Source organism: Saccharothrix mutabilis subsp. mutabilis (genome assembly GCF_039521145.1).
In the GTDB taxonomy this organism is placed as follows: Bacteria; Actinomycetota; Actinomycetes; order Mycobacteriales; family Pseudonocardiaceae; genus Actinosynnema; species Actinosynnema mutabilis.
In genome coordinates this window covers 42,275-59,501 of the sequence record NZ_BAAABU010000025.1, presented here as the reverse complement: position 1 = coordinate 59,501, position 17,227 = coordinate 42,275, and the positions used below count along the sequence as shown (strand labels likewise).

At 73.7% G+C, this 17,227-nt stretch carries 18 protein-coding genes; 4 read left to right on the top strand and 14 right to left on the bottom strand.

Features of this window, described 5'->3' with window-relative positions; translation table 11 throughout:
• Nucleotides 1-19 precede the first annotated feature (19 nt).
• A complete protein-coding gene (locus tag ABD126_RS33445) occupies nt 20-2,035 on the bottom strand; it encodes a xanthine dehydrogenase family protein molybdopterin-binding subunit (RefSeq protein ID WP_343938616.1) in 2,016 nt (671 codons plus the stop codon).
• Complete coding sequence (locus ABD126_RS33440; RefSeq protein ID WP_343938708.1) at nt 2,032-2,502, bottom strand: (2Fe-2S)-binding protein; 471 nt, start codon at nt 2,500-2,502, stop codon at nt 2,032-2,034. The genes ABD126_RS33445 and ABD126_RS33440 overlap by 4 nt, the downstream gene beginning before the upstream one ends.
• 103 nt (nt 2,503-2,605) lie before the next feature.
• Between ABD126_RS33440 and ABD126_RS33435 the strand changes: the two genes are divergently transcribed.
• Entirely contained in the window at nt 2,606-3,583 is a 978-nt protein-coding gene (locus tag ABD126_RS33435; protein WP_343938614.1) for a hypothetical protein, read from the top strand.
• A gap of 7 nt (nt 3,584-3,590) precedes the next feature.
• On the opposite strand, the gene ABD126_RS33430 is transcribed toward ABD126_RS33435, so the two are convergent.
• Genes ABD126_RS33430 through ABD126_RS33415 form a run of 4 tightly spaced genes read right to left on the bottom strand, consistent with a single transcriptional unit; the run spans nt 3,591 to nt 8,169 of the window.
• Nucleotides 3,591-4,487 carry an alpha/beta hydrolase family protein gene (locus tag ABD126_RS33430; RefSeq protein WP_343938612.1) on the bottom strand — a complete coding sequence of 299 codons (897 nt, stop codon included), beginning with the start codon at nt 4,485-4,487 and terminating at the stop codon, nt 3,591-3,593.
• 46 nt (nt 4,488-4,533) lie between these two features.
• Nucleotides 4,534-5,109, bottom strand: coding sequence for an acetoacetate decarboxylase family protein (locus ABD126_RS33425; RefSeq protein ID WP_343938610.1), 576 nt, complete (start codon nt 5,107-5,109; stop codon nt 4,534-4,536).
• Nucleotides 5,102-6,739, bottom strand: a complete 1,638-nt coding sequence (locus ABD126_RS33420; RefSeq protein WP_343938608.1) for a GMC oxidoreductase — start codon at nt 6,737-6,739, stop codon at nt 5,102-5,104. Before ABD126_RS33420 ends, ABD126_RS33425 begins: the two co-directional genes overlap by 8 nt.
• 2 nt (nt 6,740-6,741) lie before the next feature.
• A complete protein-coding gene (locus ABD126_RS33415; RefSeq protein WP_343938606.1) occupies nt 6,742-8,169 on the bottom strand; it encodes a flavin-containing monooxygenase in 1,428 nt (475 codons plus the stop codon).
• 72 nt (nt 8,170-8,241) lie between these two features.
• Here ABD126_RS33415 and ABD126_RS33410 point away from each other — a divergent pair, with 72 nt between their 5' ends.
• Nucleotides 8,242-9,270, top strand: a complete 1,029-nt coding sequence (locus ABD126_RS33410) for an AraC family transcriptional regulator (RefSeq protein ID WP_343938604.1) — start codon at nt 8,242-8,244, stop codon at nt 9,268-9,270.
• Nucleotides 9,271-9,437: 167 nt separating this feature from the next.
• The gene (locus ABD126_RS33405; protein WP_343938602.1) at nt 9,438-10,679 is read left to right on the top strand and encodes an acetyl-CoA hydrolase/transferase family protein; all 1,242 of its coding nucleotides are present in this window, start codon (nt 9,438-9,440) and stop codon (nt 10,677-10,679) included.
• A 12-nt stretch (nt 10,680-10,691) separates the two neighbouring features.
• Here ABD126_RS33405 and ABD126_RS33400 read toward each other — a convergent pair whose 3' ends face one another.
• The 5 genes from ABD126_RS33400 to ABD126_RS33380 form a co-directional block, all read right to left on the bottom strand.
• Nucleotides 10,692-10,958 (bottom strand): metal-sensitive transcriptional regulator, encoded by a 267-nt coding sequence (locus ABD126_RS33400; protein ID WP_343938600.1) that lies wholly within the window; start codon nt 10,956-10,958, stop codon nt 10,692-10,694.
• Between the two features lie 91 nt (nt 10,959-11,049).
• Nucleotides 11,050-11,925 carry a sulfite exporter TauE/SafE family protein gene (locus ABD126_RS33395; protein WP_343938598.1) on the bottom strand — a complete coding sequence of 292 codons (876 nt, stop codon included), beginning with the start codon at nt 11,923-11,925 and terminating at the stop codon, nt 11,050-11,052.
• Nucleotides 11,926-11,928: 3 nt separating this feature from the next.
• A complete protein-coding gene (locus ABD126_RS33390) occupies nt 11,929-12,498 on the bottom strand; it encodes a rhodanese-like domain-containing protein (RefSeq protein ID WP_343938596.1) in 570 nt (189 codons plus the stop codon).
• Entirely contained in the window at nt 12,495-13,883 is a 1,389-nt protein-coding gene (locus ABD126_RS33385) for a rhodanese-like domain-containing protein (RefSeq protein ID WP_343938594.1), read from the bottom strand. The genes ABD126_RS33390 and ABD126_RS33385 overlap by 4 nt, the downstream gene beginning before the upstream one ends.
• A 14-nt stretch (nt 13,884-13,897) precedes the next feature.
• On the bottom strand, nt 13,898-14,215 hold the full coding sequence (locus ABD126_RS33380) for a rhodanese-like domain-containing protein (RefSeq protein WP_343938592.1): 318 nt from the start codon (nt 14,213-14,215) through the stop codon (nt 13,898-13,900).
• 162 nt (nt 14,216-14,377) lie between these two features.
• Here ABD126_RS33380 and ABD126_RS33375 point away from each other — a divergent pair, with 162 nt between their 5' ends.
• On the top strand, nt 14,378-14,833 hold the full coding sequence (locus ABD126_RS33375) for a hypothetical protein (RefSeq protein WP_343938590.1): 456 nt from the start codon (nt 14,378-14,380) through the stop codon (nt 14,831-14,833).
• Between the two features lie 45 nt (nt 14,834-14,878).
• Here ABD126_RS33375 and ABD126_RS33370 read toward each other — a convergent pair whose 3' ends face one another.
• From ABD126_RS33370 to ABD126_RS33360, 3 genes are all read right to left on the bottom strand, one after another.
• Nucleotides 14,879-15,337: a hypothetical protein gene (locus ABD126_RS33370; protein ID WP_343938588.1), complete on the bottom strand. Its 459-nt coding sequence runs from the start codon at nt 15,335-15,337 to the stop codon at nt 14,879-14,881.
• A gap of 31 nt (nt 15,338-15,368) precedes the next feature.
• Nucleotides 15,369-16,451 (bottom strand): DUF3103 family protein, encoded by a 1,083-nt coding sequence (locus ABD126_RS33365; protein WP_343938586.1) that lies wholly within the window; start codon nt 16,449-16,451, stop codon nt 15,369-15,371.
• A 211-nt stretch (nt 16,452-16,662) separates the two neighbouring features.
• Nucleotides 16,663-17,049: a hypothetical protein gene (locus tag ABD126_RS33360; protein ID WP_343938584.1), complete on the bottom strand. Its 387-nt coding sequence runs from the start codon at nt 17,047-17,049 to the stop codon at nt 16,663-16,665.
• Nucleotides 17,050-17,227 lie beyond the last annotated feature (178 nt).

Below are 17,227 nucleotides of genomic sequence, written 5' to 3'. Positions count from 1 at the left end.
TCATCATCCCAGACGCCGGTCAGCCGACCTCAGCGCCGTGGGGCATCCCGGTCACCGGTGCCGCGCCGGTGGCCAGCGCGGACGCGATCGCGGCGGCGGCCGGCGGGTAGGCCAGCTCGCCCAGGCCGCCCAGCGGCGCGTCCGACGGCACCAGGACCACGTCCACGTCCGGCGCCTGGTCGATCCGGGCCCACCCGTAGTCGCCGAACGACGACTGCACGACCCGCCCCTCGCGGACGGTGACCTGCGCGCCGAGCACGGTGGACACGGCGTCCGCCACACAGCCCTCGACCTGCGCCCGCACACCGGACGGGTGCAGGGGAACCCCGACATCGACGGCGGCGTGCACGCGCAGCACCCGCCGAGCCGAAGGGTCCACGACGGCGACCACCGCGATGGCCGAGCCGTAGTCCTCGTGACAGGCCACGCCGCGCGTCGTGCCCGGCCGCGCCGGGTTCGCCCACCGGGACCGCTGCGCCACCGCGTCCAGCACGTGGCGCAGCCGTGAGCCGGCGGGCAGCAGGTCGCGGCGCAACCGCACCTGGTCCAGGCCGGCCCGGTCGGCGAGGTGGCTGAGGAAGCACTCCTCGGCGTAGCCGAACTGCCCGGCGTAGACCGCGCGCCAGAACCCGGTGCGCAGCGGAGCCGGGCGCACGGTGACGCTGACCTCGCCGGGCACGGCGTAGGGGAAGTGGTCGCCGCTGGCGCGGATCACGGCCGGGTTGGCGAAGGGCGGCACGACGGTCAACGGCCACGTGACCACCTCGTGCGCCCGCCGCACGGGCCGTCCCGTGGCGTCCACGACGGCCGTCACCCGGTGCACCGACATGGGCCGGTAGGAGTCGTGGCGCATGTCGTCGTCCCTGGTCCACAGCACCGAGACGGGCACTCCGGCGCGCCGCGCGCACGCCACCGCCTCCAACACGGGGTCGGACTCGATGCGCCGCCCGAACGCGCCACCGGACGCGGTCGCCTCGACCCGGACCGATGACGCCGGGACGCCGAGCACCCGCGCGAGCTGGGTGCGCAGACCGCCGGGGTCCTGGGTGGGCGCCCACACCGTGACGCCGTCGGGGCGGACGTGGGCGGTGGCGTTCATCGGTTCCATCGGCGCGTGGGCGAGCAGGGGCATCCGGTAGACCTGTTGGACGCCGGCGATCGGGCTCTCGGCGGGCAGCGCGGCGTGCAGGTCGGCCAGCCAGGCCCGGCTGTCGGCCCGCGGCGTGCCGCCGCGCCAGGTGACCCGCAACACCTCACGCCCGCGCAACGCCTGGTGGGTGGTTCGAGCCAGCACCGCCACGCCGCCCTGGCCTTGACCGGGCGCGGTGAGGGTCACGACGTCCACGACCCCGGGCAGCGCACGGGTCGCGCTGTCGTCGACGCTCTCGGGAACCGCTCCGATCCAGGGCGGCCGGGCCACGACCGCGACCAGGCCGCCGGGCGGACGGGTGTCCAGCCCGAACCGGGTGCGGCCGGTGACGTGCTCGCGCGCGTCGACCCGGCCCACCGGGGTGCGGCCGAGCAGCCGCCACCGTCGCGGCGGGGTCAGCTCGACGGGGACCTCGGCGGGGTCCAGCGCGGCGGCGGCGGTGACCAGCGCGCGGTAGGGCAGCCGGCCCCGGCGCGGGTGGCACACCGCCCCGTCGTGCGCCGTGCACTCGGCCACCGGGACCCGCCAGCGTCGAGCGGCGGCGGTGACCAGGAGGCACCGGGCCGTCGCGGCGGCGGTGCGGATCGGCGTGGCGAGCTGCCGCACGGAGGTCGAGTTGCTCACCGCCTGCGGGCCGAACTTCTCGACGTCGCCGGGAGCCTGCTCCAGCACGACGTCGTCCGGATCGACGGCCAGCTCCTCGGCGACCAGCAGCGCGACCACCGTGCGCAGCCCCTGACCGGTGTCCGGCCGCGGCACGGTCGCCGTGATCCGACCCCGGACATCCAGCCGCACGAACACGTTGGGCACAAGGTCCCCGGAAGGCGCGGCGACGACCAGGGCGCTCAACCCCGTCCCGTGCAGGAACACCCGCCGGCTGATCACCGCGCCTCCCGCAACAGTCGAGCCGCCAGCCGCACCGCCGCACGGATGCGCGGATAGGTTCCGCAACGGCACACGTTGTCGCGCAACGCCGCCACGATCGCCGCGTCGTCCGGGTCGGGATCACGCGCCAACAACGCCGCCGCGGCCATCACCTGACCCGGCTGGCAGTATCCGCACTGCGCCACGTCGAGCGCCCGCCAAGCCCGTTGCACCGGGTGCTCGCCGTCCCGGGAGAGCCCTTCAACGGTCGTGATCGCCGCATCCGCGCTCTCCGCCGCCGTACGCACGCACGGCCGCGCGGCAACACCGTCCACATGGGACGTGCAGGCTCCGCACACGCCGACCCCGCAACCGTACTTCACGCCGGTGAGGCCGAGTTCGTCGCGCAACACCCACAACAGCGGGGTGTCGCCGTCAACGTCAACCTCGTGCTTCTCCCCGTTGACGCGCAGGGTGTACCGGGCCACGGCAGGCACCTCCGAAATTTGCTCAGCCTGCTGAACGTAGCGCCGCTGGACGGGGCCGGCAAGGATTTGTTCAGCCTGCTGAGCAATGCGCATAATGCTCAGCGTGCTGACCAAAACGGGCCGGTCGGTCCTGGTGTGGGGTGTGCTCGGCAGCGCCGCGCTCACCGGTGCGGTGTGGCTGTTGGGGCAGCGGTTGCACGTCGCCCTGCTGCCCGACCAGGGCGCGTCCTGGTACTACTGGAAGCTGCCCGAACCCACCGTCTGGACGCGGGTGTCGGCGTGGCTGGGCTACGCCGCCCACCAAGTGGCGTCGTGGTGGCTGATCTACCTGGCGCAGACCCGGGTGCGCCGGTACACCACGGGCCTGCACCGGCTCAACGTGGTGGCGCTGGCGGTCAACGGGGCGTTCATCGGGTTGCACGTCGTGCAGACGCAGTTGTTCTACGACGGTCTGGCGCAGGACGTGTCGATCTTCAGCTCCCAGGGCTCGGTGGTCCTGCTGCTGGTGGTGGTCCTCCTGATGGAGAACCGCCGGCGCGGCCTGCTGCTGGCCCGGCCCGCCCCGATCTCCGCGGAGGTCGTGCGCATCGCCCGCCGCTACCACGGCTACCTGTTCAGCTGGGCCGCGATCTACACGTTCTGGTACCACCCGATGGAGTCCACCAGCGGGCACCTGATCGGCTTCTTCTACATGTTCCTGCTGCTGTTGCAAAGCAGTCTGATGTTCACCACGGCCCACACCAACCGGTGGTGGACGCTCACGCTCGAAGTGCTGGTGGCGGTGCACGGGACGCTGGTCGCGGTCATGAACTCCGGTCCGAACGGGCTGTGGCCGATGTTCTTCTTCGGGTTCGTGGCGATCTTCGTGCTGACCCAGATGCACGGCGTCGGCTTCAGCGTGCGAACGCGGTGGTGGATAGCCGGTTGGTTCGTCGTCGCCGCGCTGGCCGTGTACTCGTGGCGGGGACTCGGCCGGATCGACGAGGTGGTGCGCATCCCGGCCGTGGAGTACCTGCTGGTCGCGGTCCTGGCGGCGCTGGTGTGGGCGGTGGCGCGGACGGTCCGCGCCACGCGCCGGTGAGCATCGGTCACTCCGAACCCTCGAACACCACGGCCGGGTCCGTGCGGGCGGGCGTGCCCCACACGAGGTCACGCGCCGCCGGGTCCCGGGTCAGGTAGTGCCGGAACCACGCCGTCACGACCCGCTTGGCGGCGGTGAGCTGCGCCGCCCGGCTGATCGACCCGCTGTCGCAGAACAGCCCCGAGGAGTCCATGAAGCCGCAGTGCGCGCCGCCGGTGATGGTCCGCAACTGCTTGGGCGCGGGTTTGGCCTGGTAGATCGGCCGCTGGTGGTCGGCGGGCGGCGCGATGGCGTCCTGCGAGCCGGCCACGAACTGCGCCGGCGCCGCCAACCCGGCGGCTGCGGCCTTCGCGGAGGGGGTGGTCTCGGCGGCGGCCAGGGTCGCCACCGCGGTCACCCCGGGGTTGCGCGCCGCGGCGAGCACCGCCGCGCCACCGCCCATCGAGTGCCCGGACACGCCCAGCGCCGAGGTGGCGATGTGGTCGCGGAACCGGGCGCCGGTGGTGGTGTCCTGGGCGACCAGCCAGGTCAGGGCCGCGTTGAGGTCGTCGGCGAACGCGCCGTGGTCCGGGCTCAACCCGCCCTGCGTGGTGGGCACGATGACGACGAACCCCCACGACGCCAGGTGCGTGCTGGTGCCGGTGTACCTGGAGGTCGCCTGGAGGAAGCCGTGCCCGAACGCGACGGCCGGGAAGCGGCCGGCGGCCACGGGCTGGTTCGCCCCGGACGCCGTGGCGGGGTAGTGGACGCGGGCCGGCACCGACCTGCCCCCGGCCACGGCCGTGACGTCGGTGTATGCCACGGTGTGCGTGCCGGGCAGCCCGTAGTCGGGCGGGGCCGCCACGGCCGTCGGTGTCATGTTCGCCACCAGCGCCAACGCGGCGGCAGGGACCGCTAATCGCATGATCGCTCCTCATCGGTGGGACGTCGCGGCACGGGTCGCGCCGCGATCAGGACGAACCGAAGCGCAGGCGCAGGTTCGCCACAGCCAGGTGCAGCCGCGGGGTCGCCGCGGTCATCCACTCCAGGCCGCCGCCGGCGGGGAACCGCCAGCGCAGCCGCGTCCGGCCGACCCGCGCCGCCGCGCGCATCGGTGTGCTCTTCCCGTGCTGCCACACCGACACGGCCGCCGCCACGGGCAACCTCGGTCGGGCGACCACGTCTTCGCGCGCCCGGGCGATCGGGACGCCGGGGCCCGGGCTGAAGTCGGCCGGCTGCTTCGGGATCGACCAGAGGGCCCGCGCGCCGAGCATCGAACAGGCGTCGTCCACCCAGATGTGGGTGATCGTCACGCCCAGGCGGGCGCGGCGGCGCACGAGGACGGCGGCCAGCAGTTCGCGGTAGGCCAACACGCTGGGCGGGCGGTAGTCGACGAACGCGGTCACGACGACGGCCCGGCCCGCCACGGTGATCGGCCGCACGTCCGGCGGCAGGGCGGGCACCGCGTCCCGCCGCACGGTCCACACCGTCAGCACGGCCTCGCCGCGCAGGTCCCAGGGCGGCGGGGGCCAGGGTTGATCAGACATCGGACCTCCCTTCGAACCACAACGCGCCCGGCGCACCGGCGGGCACGGCCGGCGCACGCGGCGGAACCGGTGCCAGGCGCGCGTACCGGGTGCCGGGGGAGGGTCGTGGGTCCGGCTCACCTTTGTTGGGCCACAACGACGTGGCGCGTTCCGCCAGGGCGGTGATCGTCAGCGCCGGGTTGACGCCGAGGTTGCCCGGAATGGTCGAGCCGTCGACCACGTGCAGCCCGGGGTGGCCGTGCACGCGGTGGTACGGGTCCACGACGCCGGTGGCGGGGGAGTCGCCGATGACGCACCCGCCGATGAGGTGGCCGGTCATCGGGATGTCGAAGAGGTCGGTCCAGGCGCCGCGCGCGACACCGCCGGCGTGCGCGGCCAGCCGCCGGGCTACGTCGTGGCCGGCGGGGATCCAGGTCGGGTTGGGCACGCCCTCGCCCTGGCGGGTCGTCAGCCCGAAGGGTCCTCTGCGGGGCACGGTCGTCAGCGAGTTGTCCAGGCTTTGCATGACCAGCAAGGCGATCGTCTCCTCCGACCACCGTTTTGGCGCGTGGAGCTCCAACAGGCTCCCGAGTTCGCCGCTCAACTGGCCCAGCCCTCGGCGCAGCCGGCGCGGACCGCCGTCCACGAGCGTGGTCATCAGCAGTCCGAACAGGTTGCTGCCCCGGCCGTAGCGCACGACCTCGACGTGCGTGTCGGCGTCGGGGTGCATCGAGGAGGTGATCGCCAGCCCGCGCGAGTGGTCGACGCCGGCGGCGGGGGAGCGGACCGCGACGACCGCTTCGGAGTTGGTGCGGCACAACGCGCCCAGGCGCGGTGACAGCTTCGGCAGGCCGCCGCGCGCCGCGTGCAGGAGCTTCTGCGTGCCCAGGGACGCCGCGGCGAACACGACGTGGTCGGCGGTGAACGTGCGCCGCGCCCGGCCACCCGTACGGCGGGTGCGGACGGCGTAGCCGGTGCCGTGGGGGCGCACGCCGGTGGCGGTGGTCAGCGGCCACACCTGCGCGCCCGCCCGTTCGGCGAGGTGGAGGTAGTTCTTCGGCAGGGTGTTCTTGGCGTTGAAGCGGCACCCCGTCATGCACGCGCCGCACGCCGTGCACGACCCGCGCACAGGCCCCGCACCACCGAAGAACGGGTCCTCGCCGCCGGGTCCGAAGTGGACTCCGACCCGCGTCGTCCTGAACGTCGCGCCCGCTTCCTCGGCGACCTTCCGCAGCAGCAGGTCGGCGGGCGTGGTGATCGGGTTGTCGACGACACCGAGCATCCGGCTCGCCTGCTCGTAGTGCGGCGCCAGTTCCGCTTCCCAGTCGGTGATGTGCGCCCACCGGGGGTCGCGGAAGAACGACGCCGGGGGCTGGTAGAGGGTGTTCGCGTACACCAGCGAACCGCCGCCCACCCCGGCCCCGCTGAGCACCAGCACGTCCCGCAGCGGCGTGATCCGCTGGATGCCCGTGCAGCCCAGGGCCGGGGCGAACAGGTAGTCGCGGACCTGCCAGGACGTGCGCGGGAACTCGTCGTCGCGGAACCTCCGGCCGGCCTCCAGCACGCCCACGCGGTAACCCTTCTCGGTCAGCCGCAGGGCCGTCACCGAGCCGCCGAACCCGGAGCCGATCACCAGCACGTCGTAGTCCACGCTCACCCCTCCGCCCGGACCAGGTGGTCGGCGAGCCGCAACCGCCTGGTGCGCCGCAGGTACTCCCAGGTCAGGCCGGGCCAGTTGGTCGTGATCGACCCGTCCCGCGTGCGGTACCAGGACGAGCAGCCCGCCCACACGCCGCCCGCGAGCCGGTCGCGCAGCCGCGCGTCGAACCGTTCGGCCACGTCGGCCCGGACCTCCAGCGACGCCGCGCCGGTGGCCGCGAGGTGCCGCACCGCGGCCACCACGTACCGGCACTGCGCCTCGATCATCGTGAGCACCGAGTTGCCGCCGAGGTTGGTGTTGGGGCCGTAGACCAGGAACAGGTTCGGGAACCCCGGCACGCACATCCCCAGGTGCGCGCGCGGCCGGCCCGCCCACACCTCGGCCAGGTCCGCCCCGTCCCGCCCGGTCACGCGCGGCAGGGCGAAGTCGGCGACGGCGAACCCGGTGCCCCAGACCAGCACGTCCGCGCGGTGCTCGCGGCCGTCGCGGGTGCGCACGCCGTACGCGGTGACCTCGGCGATCGGCTCGGTGACCAATTCGACGTTCGGCGCCCGCAACGCCGGGTACCAGTCGTTGCTGAACAGCACCCGCTTGCACCCCGCCCGCGTCGTCGGCCGCACCCGGGCGCGCAGGTCGCGGTCGGGCACCCGGATCCGCCGGTGCGCGGCGGCCAACCCGGCGACCACGCCCCGCCCGACCGGTCCGCTGGTGAGCAGCGCGGTGAGCGCCTCACCCGCCAACCACGTCCCGAACCTCGCGGCCCTCGACGCCACCGGGCGCGCGGCCCCACGTCGTACGGCGTCCGGCTTGGGCAACACGTGCGGCGCGGTGCGCTGGAACACCGTCACCGCCCGCGCCCGAGGCTGGATCGCCGGCACGAACTGCACCGCGCTCGCCCCCGTGCCGACCACGGCCACCCGCCGTCCGCGCAGGTCAACCGCATGATCCCAACGCGCACTGTGGAACACCGGCCCCTCAAACCGCTCCACCCCGGAGATGCGGGGAACCAAGGGCCGGGAGAGTTGCCCCACCGCGGAAACCAGCACATCGGCCCCGACCGACCGCCCGTCGGCGAGTTCGACCCGCCACCGCCCACCCCCGAACCGGGCAGCCACAACGTCCGCGCCGAACCGGATCCGGTCCCGCACCACCGCCGAAGCCCGCACCAGGTAGGCCAGGATGTCCGGCTGCGCCGCGTACCGCCGCGGCCACTCGGGGTTCGGCGCGAACGAGTACGAGTACAGCGACGACGGCACGTCGCACGCGGCCCCCGGGTAGGTGTTGTCCCGCCACACCCCGCCCACCCCGTCCGCCCGCTCCAGCACGGTGAACCGCCGGAACCCGGCCCGGTGCAACGACAACGCCACACCCAGCCCGCCGAACCCGGCGCCCACGACCACCACTTCGGGATCCGCTCGCACAGCACCCGAAGCTAGGAAGAACCACCCGAACGCACCAGGACAACGCGGGCCGCGGAATTGACAATCGCGGCCATGAGTTCGTTCGCCGAGCCCGCCGTCCGGCACTGGGACTTCCCACGCGGCATCGCCGGCGTCGCCCTGCTCCTGCGCTTCGGCGCCGAACACGGCGTCCCCGCACCGGACCTGCTGGCCGGCAGCGGCATCACGCCGGCCCGCCTCGCCGACCCCACCGCCGAGGTCGACGCCGACCAAGAACTACGGGTGGTCCGCAACCTGGCGGCACACCTGCCCAACGCGGGGGTCGAGGTCGGCACGCGCTACCACGCCACCACCTTCGGCGTTCTCGGCTTCGCCTTCCTCAGCGCCGCCACGGTCCAGGACGCGGTGGACACCGCGCTGCGCTACCTGGACCTGAGCTTCGCCTTCACCGCCCCGACCGCGGCCCTGGAGCACGACCACCTGGTGATCGGACTCCACCCCCGCTCGCTGCCCGCCGACGTGTCGACGTTCCTGGTGGAACGCGACCTGGCCGCCATCCACACCGTGATCAACGAACTGGCGCCCGGCGGCGCTCCCACCCTGTCGGTCGCCTTCACCCACCAGCCGCCCGCCGACACCCGCCCGCACCACGACACCTTCGGCGTGCACCCCACCTTCGCCACGCACCACAACAGACTGGTCGTGGACGCCACAGTCCTGCGCCGAACCCTGCCCCTGGCCAACCCGGAGACAACCGCGGCCTGCGAACAGCAATGCCGAACCCTGGCCACCCGCCGCCGCGACCGCCAAGGCGTCACCTCAGCGGTACGCGACCTCCTCCGACACTCAGAACGCTTCACCGAACCCATGAGCACCGTCGCCCGATCCCTGGGCCTGAGCACGCGCACCCTCCGACGCCGCTTGGCCGAGTCCGGCACCACCTACCAGATCCTGCTCGACCAGGCCCGCGCCGAACGCGCCACCGCGCTGCTCGACCAGCACCGGTGGTCGGTGGAGCAGATCGCCACCCGACTGGGCTTCGCCGAGGCCGCGAGCTTCATCCACGCCTTCCGCCGCTGGCACGGCACCACCCCGGGCGACTACGCCAGGTCCCGCCGCTGAGGGCGCGCTCGGCCCGCGTCCACTGTCGACCGCCGAGTGGTTCGACCACGACGGTGCTCGCTACGATCGAGGAGCCGGACTCGCCGATCCGAGAAGGCGGCACGAGCTCGCGCAGGGCGGGGTCAGCCGGACACGCCTTCCCCACCGACAGCCGGGTGGTCCATCCCATGCGAGTCCTGTCCGAGTCCCAACTGGCCGCCGTCCTGTCCGGCCTTCCCGACCGCCCGCGGGTGGTGGTCAGCGGGAACCACGCCACCCCGCACCGCGCGCTGGCCGTGCTGGACGAGGTCGTGGCCGAGTACCGCCTGTTCGCGCTGAACGCCCAGGACGGCATCCCCGACCGTGAGGGGGTCGTGCTGGAGACGCCGTTCGTCGGGCCCGGCATGCGCGGCCGGCCGATGCTGCGGTACTTCCCCTCACGGCTGTCGCTGGTGCCGCACCTGCTGCGGCAGTCGCTGCCGCCGGACGTCGTGCTGGTCCACACCTCCACCCCGGTCGGCGACCGCGTGTCGCTGGGCACGGAGGTCAACGTCCTCCCCGCGGCGATCGAGGCGGTCCGCGCCCGCGGCGGCCTGGTGGTCGCCCAGCTCAACCCGAGGATGCCCTACACCCACGGCGACGGGGTGCTGTCCCGCGACGAGGTCGACTACGCCATCGAGGTGGACGAGCCGCTGACCTCGCCGCCGCCCCGCGCGATCGGCGAGGTGTCCCGCGCGATCGCCGACCGGGTGGCGGCGCTGGTCCCGGCCGAGGCGACCCTGCAGATGGGCATCGGCGCGGTGCCCGACGCGGTGCTCGCGGCGCTGACCGCGCGCCGGGGCCTGGCGGTGTGGTCGGAGATGTTCAGCGACGGCGTCCTGGGCCTGGAACGCGCCGGCGCGCTGGACCCGGACACCCCCGTGACCGCGTCGTTCGTGTTCGGCAGCCGGGAGCTCTACGACTGGGTGGACCGCAACCCGCGCGTGCGGCTGCTGCGCACCGAGAAGACCAACGACCCGGGCCTGATCGCCCGCCACCAACGCCTGGTCTCGATCAACAGCGCGTTGCAGGTGGACCTGTACGCCCAGGCCAACGCCAGTCGCGTGCACGGGGTCATCTACTCGGGGTTCGGCGGCCAGACCGACTTCGTGGTGGGAGCCCTGCACTCCCCGGGCGGCCGGGCGATCGTGGCCCTGCCGTCCTGGCACCCGAAGGCCGACGTGTCCACCGTCGTGCCCCGCCTGACCGGCCCGGTCACGTCGTTCCAGCACAGCTACCTGGTCAGCGAACAGGGCGCGGCGGCCATCTGGGGCCACGACGCCGGCGAACAGGCCCAGCAGATCATCGACCACGTGGCCCACCCGAGGGTCCGCGACGAACTCGCCGAGGCCGGCCGCGCCCTGGGCTTCCCGCTGCGGCCACCGGCCTGACCGCCCCGCCGGTCAGGCGAGGGAGAGGAAGAGCTTCTCCAGCCGGGCGCGGTCCAGCACGTCGCCGTTCTCCCCGGCGGTGATGCACTGCTCCAGCCCGGCGGCGATGATGGCGAAACCCGCCTTGTCCAGGGCGCGCGAGACGGCCGCCAACTGCGTGACCACGTCCTCGCAGTCGCGGCCCGCCTCCAGCATCCGGACCACCCCCGCCAGTTGACCCTCCGCGCGGCGCAGCCGCTTGACGACGTCCGAGACGACCTGGGCGTTCTCCAGTTGCATGTGCTCATCCTCTCCCGCCACCGGATACCCCGGCGGGTACACCCGTACAGCGCTGTCCGGCCCCGCGGCATTCCGGGGCCGGCGCACGGGTTCACCGCCCGGCGGCCGGCACCGGGTGCTTCCCGCCGATGTGGCGCAGCGGGCACCGCGGCACGAAGCCCACGCACGTGCCGACGGCGACACCGATCCCGGCGACCACGAGCAGCGCGGGGACGCGGAGGTGCTCCGGCGCCTGCTGGGCCAGGACGAAGGCGCCCATCGCCAGCACGAACCAGCCGAACCCCCGGCGCAGCGCGTCGCCGGGGACGCGGGCCACCAACCGCGCGCCGACCAGGCTGCCCGCCACGGCGGCGGCGGTGACCACCCCGGTGAACGCCCAGTCGATCGGCACCGTGGCCAGGTAACCGGCCAGGCCCGCGATCGACTTCATGGCGATGACCAGCAGCGACGTGCCGACCGCGACCGACATGGGCAGCCCGCCGAGCAGTGCCAGCGCGGGCACCACCAGGAAGCCGCCGCCCGCGCCCACCAGGCCGGTGACCAGGCCGACGACGGCGCCCTCCACGAGCACCTTGACCACCGGCAGTTCCGTGCGCGCGGCGGGCGCGGGGGTGCGGCGACCGCGGAGCATCGCCACGGCGGTGGCGACCATCATCACCGCGAAGGCCCCCATCAGCACCGGGCCGGGCAGGTGGCCGCCGACGAGCCCGCCGGCGAACGCCCCCGCCATGCCGGCGAGCCCGAACAGCAGGCCGGTGCGCCAGCGGACGTGCCCGGCGCGGGCGTGACCGACGACGCCGACGGCCGAGGTCACGCCCACGACCACGAGGGAGGCGACGATGGCCTCCTTGGCGCCCATCCCGGCCACGTACACCAGCAGGGGCACCATCAGGATCGACCCGCCGCCGCCGAGCAGGCCCAGCGCGACCCCGACGACGACGGCCAGCGCGACGGTCAGCACCAGCACGGCTCACCGGTCCCCGGGGAGGCCGGCGGCCGGCGGGCCACCGCGACGACGTCGGTTCCAGGGCATCCGCGCCAGCGCCATGCCCATCGCGCAGGTGTTGGTCAGGGCGGCGACGACCAGCCCGCCGCCGACGAAGCCCGCCACCCACTCCGCGCCGGGCACGACCACGCTGGCGAGCACCGCCGCGAGGACCAGTGAGCCCGCCACGAACCGGACCTGGCGCTCCAGGTCCCACACCCGCCGCCCGCGGTTGAGCGGGCCGCCCGCCCGCTCCCAGTCGGCGATGCCGCCTTCGAGCACCGTGCTGTGGCCCAGACCCGCGCCGGTGAACACCTCCTGCGCCCGGCCCGCGCGCTGACCGGACCGGCAGACCAGCACGACGTCCTGGTCGCGCAGCAGCGGGCACAGGTCGTCGAGCTGGTCGCGCAGCCGGTCCAGCGGCACGTTGACCGCGCCGGGGATGTGCCCCGCCTCGAACTCCGCGGGGGAGCGGACGTCGATCAGGCGCGGCGCGGACGGGCCGTCACCCAGGCGTTCCCGCAGCGAGGACGCGTCGACGGTGGGGCGGGTCATGCGTGGACCTCCAGGTCGTGGTGGGCGGGTGTGGTGAGGGGGACGCCGGCGGGGCCGGCGTTGTCGAAGGAGTCGTCGATCGCGACCACGTCGACGCCGCGGGCGTCGAGCAGGGCGGCCACGACACCGGCGCGGTAGCCGCCCGCGCAGTGCACCCAGACCGGGCCGGCCGGGACCTCGTCGAGGCGGCCGAGCACCTCGTGGATCGGGATGTGCGTGGAGCCGGTGACGTGCCGCTCGGCGCGCTCCTGGTCGCGGCGGACGTCCAGGACGGCGGTGCGCGGGTCGCGGGCCAGCGCGGCGGCGAGGTCGGCGAAGGAGGCGGTGGCGTAGTGGCGCAGCGGCTCGCCGCCGGCCCAGTCGGCGGGGCCGCCGGTGGCCATCGCGGCCGGGCGGTCGACGCCGATGCGCACCAGTTCGCGCTGGGCCTCGGCGACGTCCTCGGCGGTCTCGCCGAGCAGCGTCACGGGGGTGCCCCAGGGGATCAGCCAGCCGAGGTAGGTGACGAACGGCCCGTCGAGGCCGAAGTTCAGCGTGCCCGCGACGTGACCGGACGCGAACGCGGTCCGGTCGCGCAGGTCGACCACCCACTCGCCGTCCCCGATGCGGCGGCGCAGCTCGGCCGGGTCGGCCTGCGCGGGCGGCGACAGGTCCGGCGCGCCCGGCCCGGCGGAGTTCGCCGGCGCCATGTGCGCGTAGTACGCGGGGTAGGCGTCGAGCCCGGCGAGCAGCTGCTCGACGTAGGCGTCGAGGTCCCTGGTCAGGGCGGGGTTCGCCAGCTTCTCCCGGCCGATCGTGCTGGCCGTGCCGTCGGACTGCGTGGCCGAGCAGAAGCTGCCGAAGCCGTGCGTGGGGTAGACGGCGGTCGTGTCGGGCAGCTCGCGCGCCAGTCGCCGGGCCGAGTGCCACTGGGCGTGCGCCAGCGCGTCGGTGTGGTCGGGCCCGAGCAGGTCAGGGCGACCGGTGGAGCCGTACAGCAGCGAACCACCGGTGAAGACCACGATCGGTTCCCCGCCCTCCGAGAGCGCGAAGGACAGGTGGGTGTGCGTGTGACCGGGCGTGTGCAGGACCTTCACCCGCATCCGGCCGCCGACCTCGACCACGTCACCGTCGCGAACGCCCACCCGTTCGAAGGAGACCGGGTCGTCGGCGTTGAGCAGGTACCGGGCACCGACCTCGCGGGCCAGTTCGTAACCGCCGGTGACGTAGTCGTTGTGGATGTGGGACTCGAAGACGTGGGTGATGCGCACACCCGCGGCGCGCGCGAGGCCGAGCACCCGGTCGTAGTCGCGCTGCGGGTCGACGACCAGGGCGACCTCGCCGTCGTGGGCCAGGTAGGTCCGGTCGCCGAGCCCGGGCGTGTCGATGGGCAGAACGGTGATCATCAGGTTTTCCCCTCTCAAACCGCCGTGGCCTCGACCGGACGACCGGCCGCGATCCACGCACCGGTGCCGCCGAGGACGTCGACGGCGTCGACGCCGACAGCGCGCAGCAACTCCGTGGCCCGGGCGCTGCGACCACCGGACTGGCAGATGACGAAGACGGGCTGGTCCTTGGGCAGCTCGCCCACGCGGACGGGCAGGACGCTCAGCGGCACGTTCCGGGCGCCGGGGACGTGACCCGGCCGGTACTCGCGCGCCTCGCGGACGTCCACGACGAAGGCGTTCCCCGCGGCGAGGCGGGCAGCGAAGGCGTTCTGGTCGATCTCAGGTGCCATGTCGACTCCTCACTCAGTCATACCCCGGGGGGTATCTACCAACCACGGTAGCACGCATCGGCGTATGCCCCCTGGGGTATCTGCACGCGCCGCCCGCTGTGGCTGAGAACGCACACGCGCGAAGCCGCGCTTTCCTCATGAGCGACGAACTACGGTCGCGTCATGGTCGGTCCACAGCCCAGACGTCGCTGGCCGGCGTACGCCCTGGCGGTGCTGTTCCTCGGCTACGCCGGGGGCAAGGCGGTGTTCGCCGCCCAGTCCCGGCTCGGTTTCCCGGGCGGACCGCCCGTGTCGGCCGCCGAGTCCGAGGCGTACTTCCTCGACCCGGCGCTCGCCCAGTGGTTCGCGACCGCCTCGGGCCTGGTGGGCGCGGGGATCGCCCTCGCCACCGTGACGGCGTGGGGGCTGCGCGCGGTGCCGCGGTGGCTGATGCTGGTGGCGCTCGCGGTGATGGCGGCGGCCGTCGTGGGCGGCGCCGGGATCATGGCGCTGGGCGGGTTCATCGGCCTGGGCGTGGGCTGGCGGTGGTACCACGGCGTCGTGGGGCTCGTGGTCGGCGCGCTGTGCGTGGAGACGGTGCGGTCCTACGTGGCGGTGACCAAGCGTGTCGCGGTCTGACCGGGGGCGGTGGGCCGGCTACGGCGCGGCGGCGTGCGCCGCGGCCTACGGCTCGATGAAGTTGGCGCAGGCGTTGGGCGCGAACGCGTTGGCCGACAAGGACCCCCTGCCGCCGCACCTGCGTGAGCGCCTGCTGGCCCGCGACCCCTTGTTCGTGGCCAGCCACTGGGTGCTGGCCGGCGCGGCGGTGGTCGGTGTCGTGGTCGCGCTGGCCACCGTCCGAGGCGGACCGCTGCCGCGCCTGCTGCGGCTGATCGCCTGGACGTTGGGCGTCTTGATGATCGTGCGGGCGATCGGCCCGGTCGGCTTCGGCTTCGTCGGCGACACCCTGGTGCTGACCGACCTGAGCCCACCGCCGGCCGAGCACGCCGACCTGGCCCGCACCCTCGCCAGGTGGGACCTGCTGCTGTGGTCGCCGTTCTTCCTGCTCTGGGCACGTGCTGGGCGACCGCCGGTCGGCGACTCGGTCGGCGGCCCCACGCCCGCGAAGCAACGGGCTGACATCGGTGCGTGGGGCCGACCTTCGTGGGATGCGTTACAGGGGCGCGACCCAGTAGGGGGTGACGGTCATCGTGCCGTTGCCGGCCGCGCCGCGCAGGGTGCCGGAGGTCGTGGTCGCCAGGGTGTACCAGGAGTCGACGTAGTCCGGGTCGTCGGTCCACCAGCTGTCGGGCAGGGCGTTGATGATGGCGTTGACCAGGGGGATGTAGGCGCCGCCGTCGACGATGGTCAACAGCGCCTGGGTGAGCGCGAGGGCGAGGTCGCGGTAGTTGGTCCCGCCGTCCTCCTCCATCATGACGATGTCGGCGAGGTTGTACTTGTAGCCGGAGAAGTGGACCAGGAGTTGGTTGGGGTAGTAGGTCTTGCCGTCCTCGTCGAGGTAGGGCAGTTGGACGGTGTCGACCGCGACCTTGCCGTCCAGGCCGAACCCGGCGGTGATGGTGAAGATCTCGGAGTCGCCCTTGTGCCACGGCTCCTTGTCGTCCTCCAGGCGGATCGACGTCAGTTTGGTGGCCCAGTAGCCGGAGGCGGGCGCGAGGGCGGCGGGGGACAGGCCGCGCTGTGACAGGGCCGAGCGGAGCACTTGCGTCCCCTTGGCCAGCGCGGTCGTGGTGTCGATCTCGACCAGGTACACCGGACGGGTCGGGACGCGGTCGGCGGGCAGGGTCACCCGGTGGCCCGCGCGGTCGTAGGCCGTGACGGCCGTCGCCTCGTCGTCGGCGGGGGAGGAGGCGACCAGCGGCGCGACGCCGCGGTCCAGCGCGGCGGCCATGTCGGCGTGCGCGAGGCGGACGGTGAGCAGGGACGTGCCGTCCTGCGGCAAGCCCTTGGCGGCCAGGACCGCCCGGTCGGCGTCACGGACGGCACGCCCCAGCGTGGTGCCCGCCGCCGCGCGGGCCAGGGGCACGGGTCGGGTGGAGGTGGACAGCAGACCGGCTCGCCGGGCGACGTCGGCGAGGTCCCCGGCCAGCCGGGCGGCGATGTGGTCGGTGATCGCGGCGACGGAGCCGGTGGGTGCGGTGGGCGCGGCGTGCGCCGGAACGGTGGCCAAGCCGGCGGTGACCGCCAGGGCACCGAGCGTCGAGACCACGAACCGGGTGGGATGCGACAGGGACACGGCCGTTCCTCCCTCGTACTCTGCGTGCAGGGGTGGGCGCAGAGCGATATGTGAAAGAACTACATGAACTGCCGCGGTCGGTGTCAATGGGGCAACCCGATGCCGGCCGGAAACGACCACCCGATCACTCCCCCGGCGGAATCGTCCCCCCGAACCCCGGACCCACCGCTACGACGACCCCGAGCCGCCCCTGCATGCGCCCGCATGGCCGCTACTCCTCGCCGCGCACCCGCCTGATCCGCTGCGCGAACCGGCCGCACCCGCCATTGGCGTGCACCAGGGCGGCGTACGCCTCGGCCTCGTGGTCCAGCGCCGAGAAGTCCACCTCGCCGCGAGCGTTGAGCGACTGCGGGCACAGGAAGGTGAACAGCCACAGGTGGGCCTGTTGGTCGCGCTCGGGCAGAGCGTCCCAGACACCGTCGAACGCCGTGCTCAACGAGTTGACGCAGTAGGCCAGCGCCCGCTCCGCGCTGCCCTTCCACTGCTCGGTCAGCCAACGCGCGAAGTTCCCGGCCGCAATCTCCACATCACGCACCGTGGCCGCACCGCCCAGGATCCGCGCGACGATCGTGCCCTGCGGCTCTCCGACGTTCGACATACCCCTGACCCCCTACCTGCGGTGTGCGAAAGGCGTTGGTCTCCGGCTACCACCCTGCGCCAGCACACATGAGATCCCGATGACACCAACACGGACTCAAACAGGAGGCGACACTGCGCACCGCACAGCGCCGCCCACAAACCCGCCAAAAACCCGCCACCCGCCAAACCACACCTGA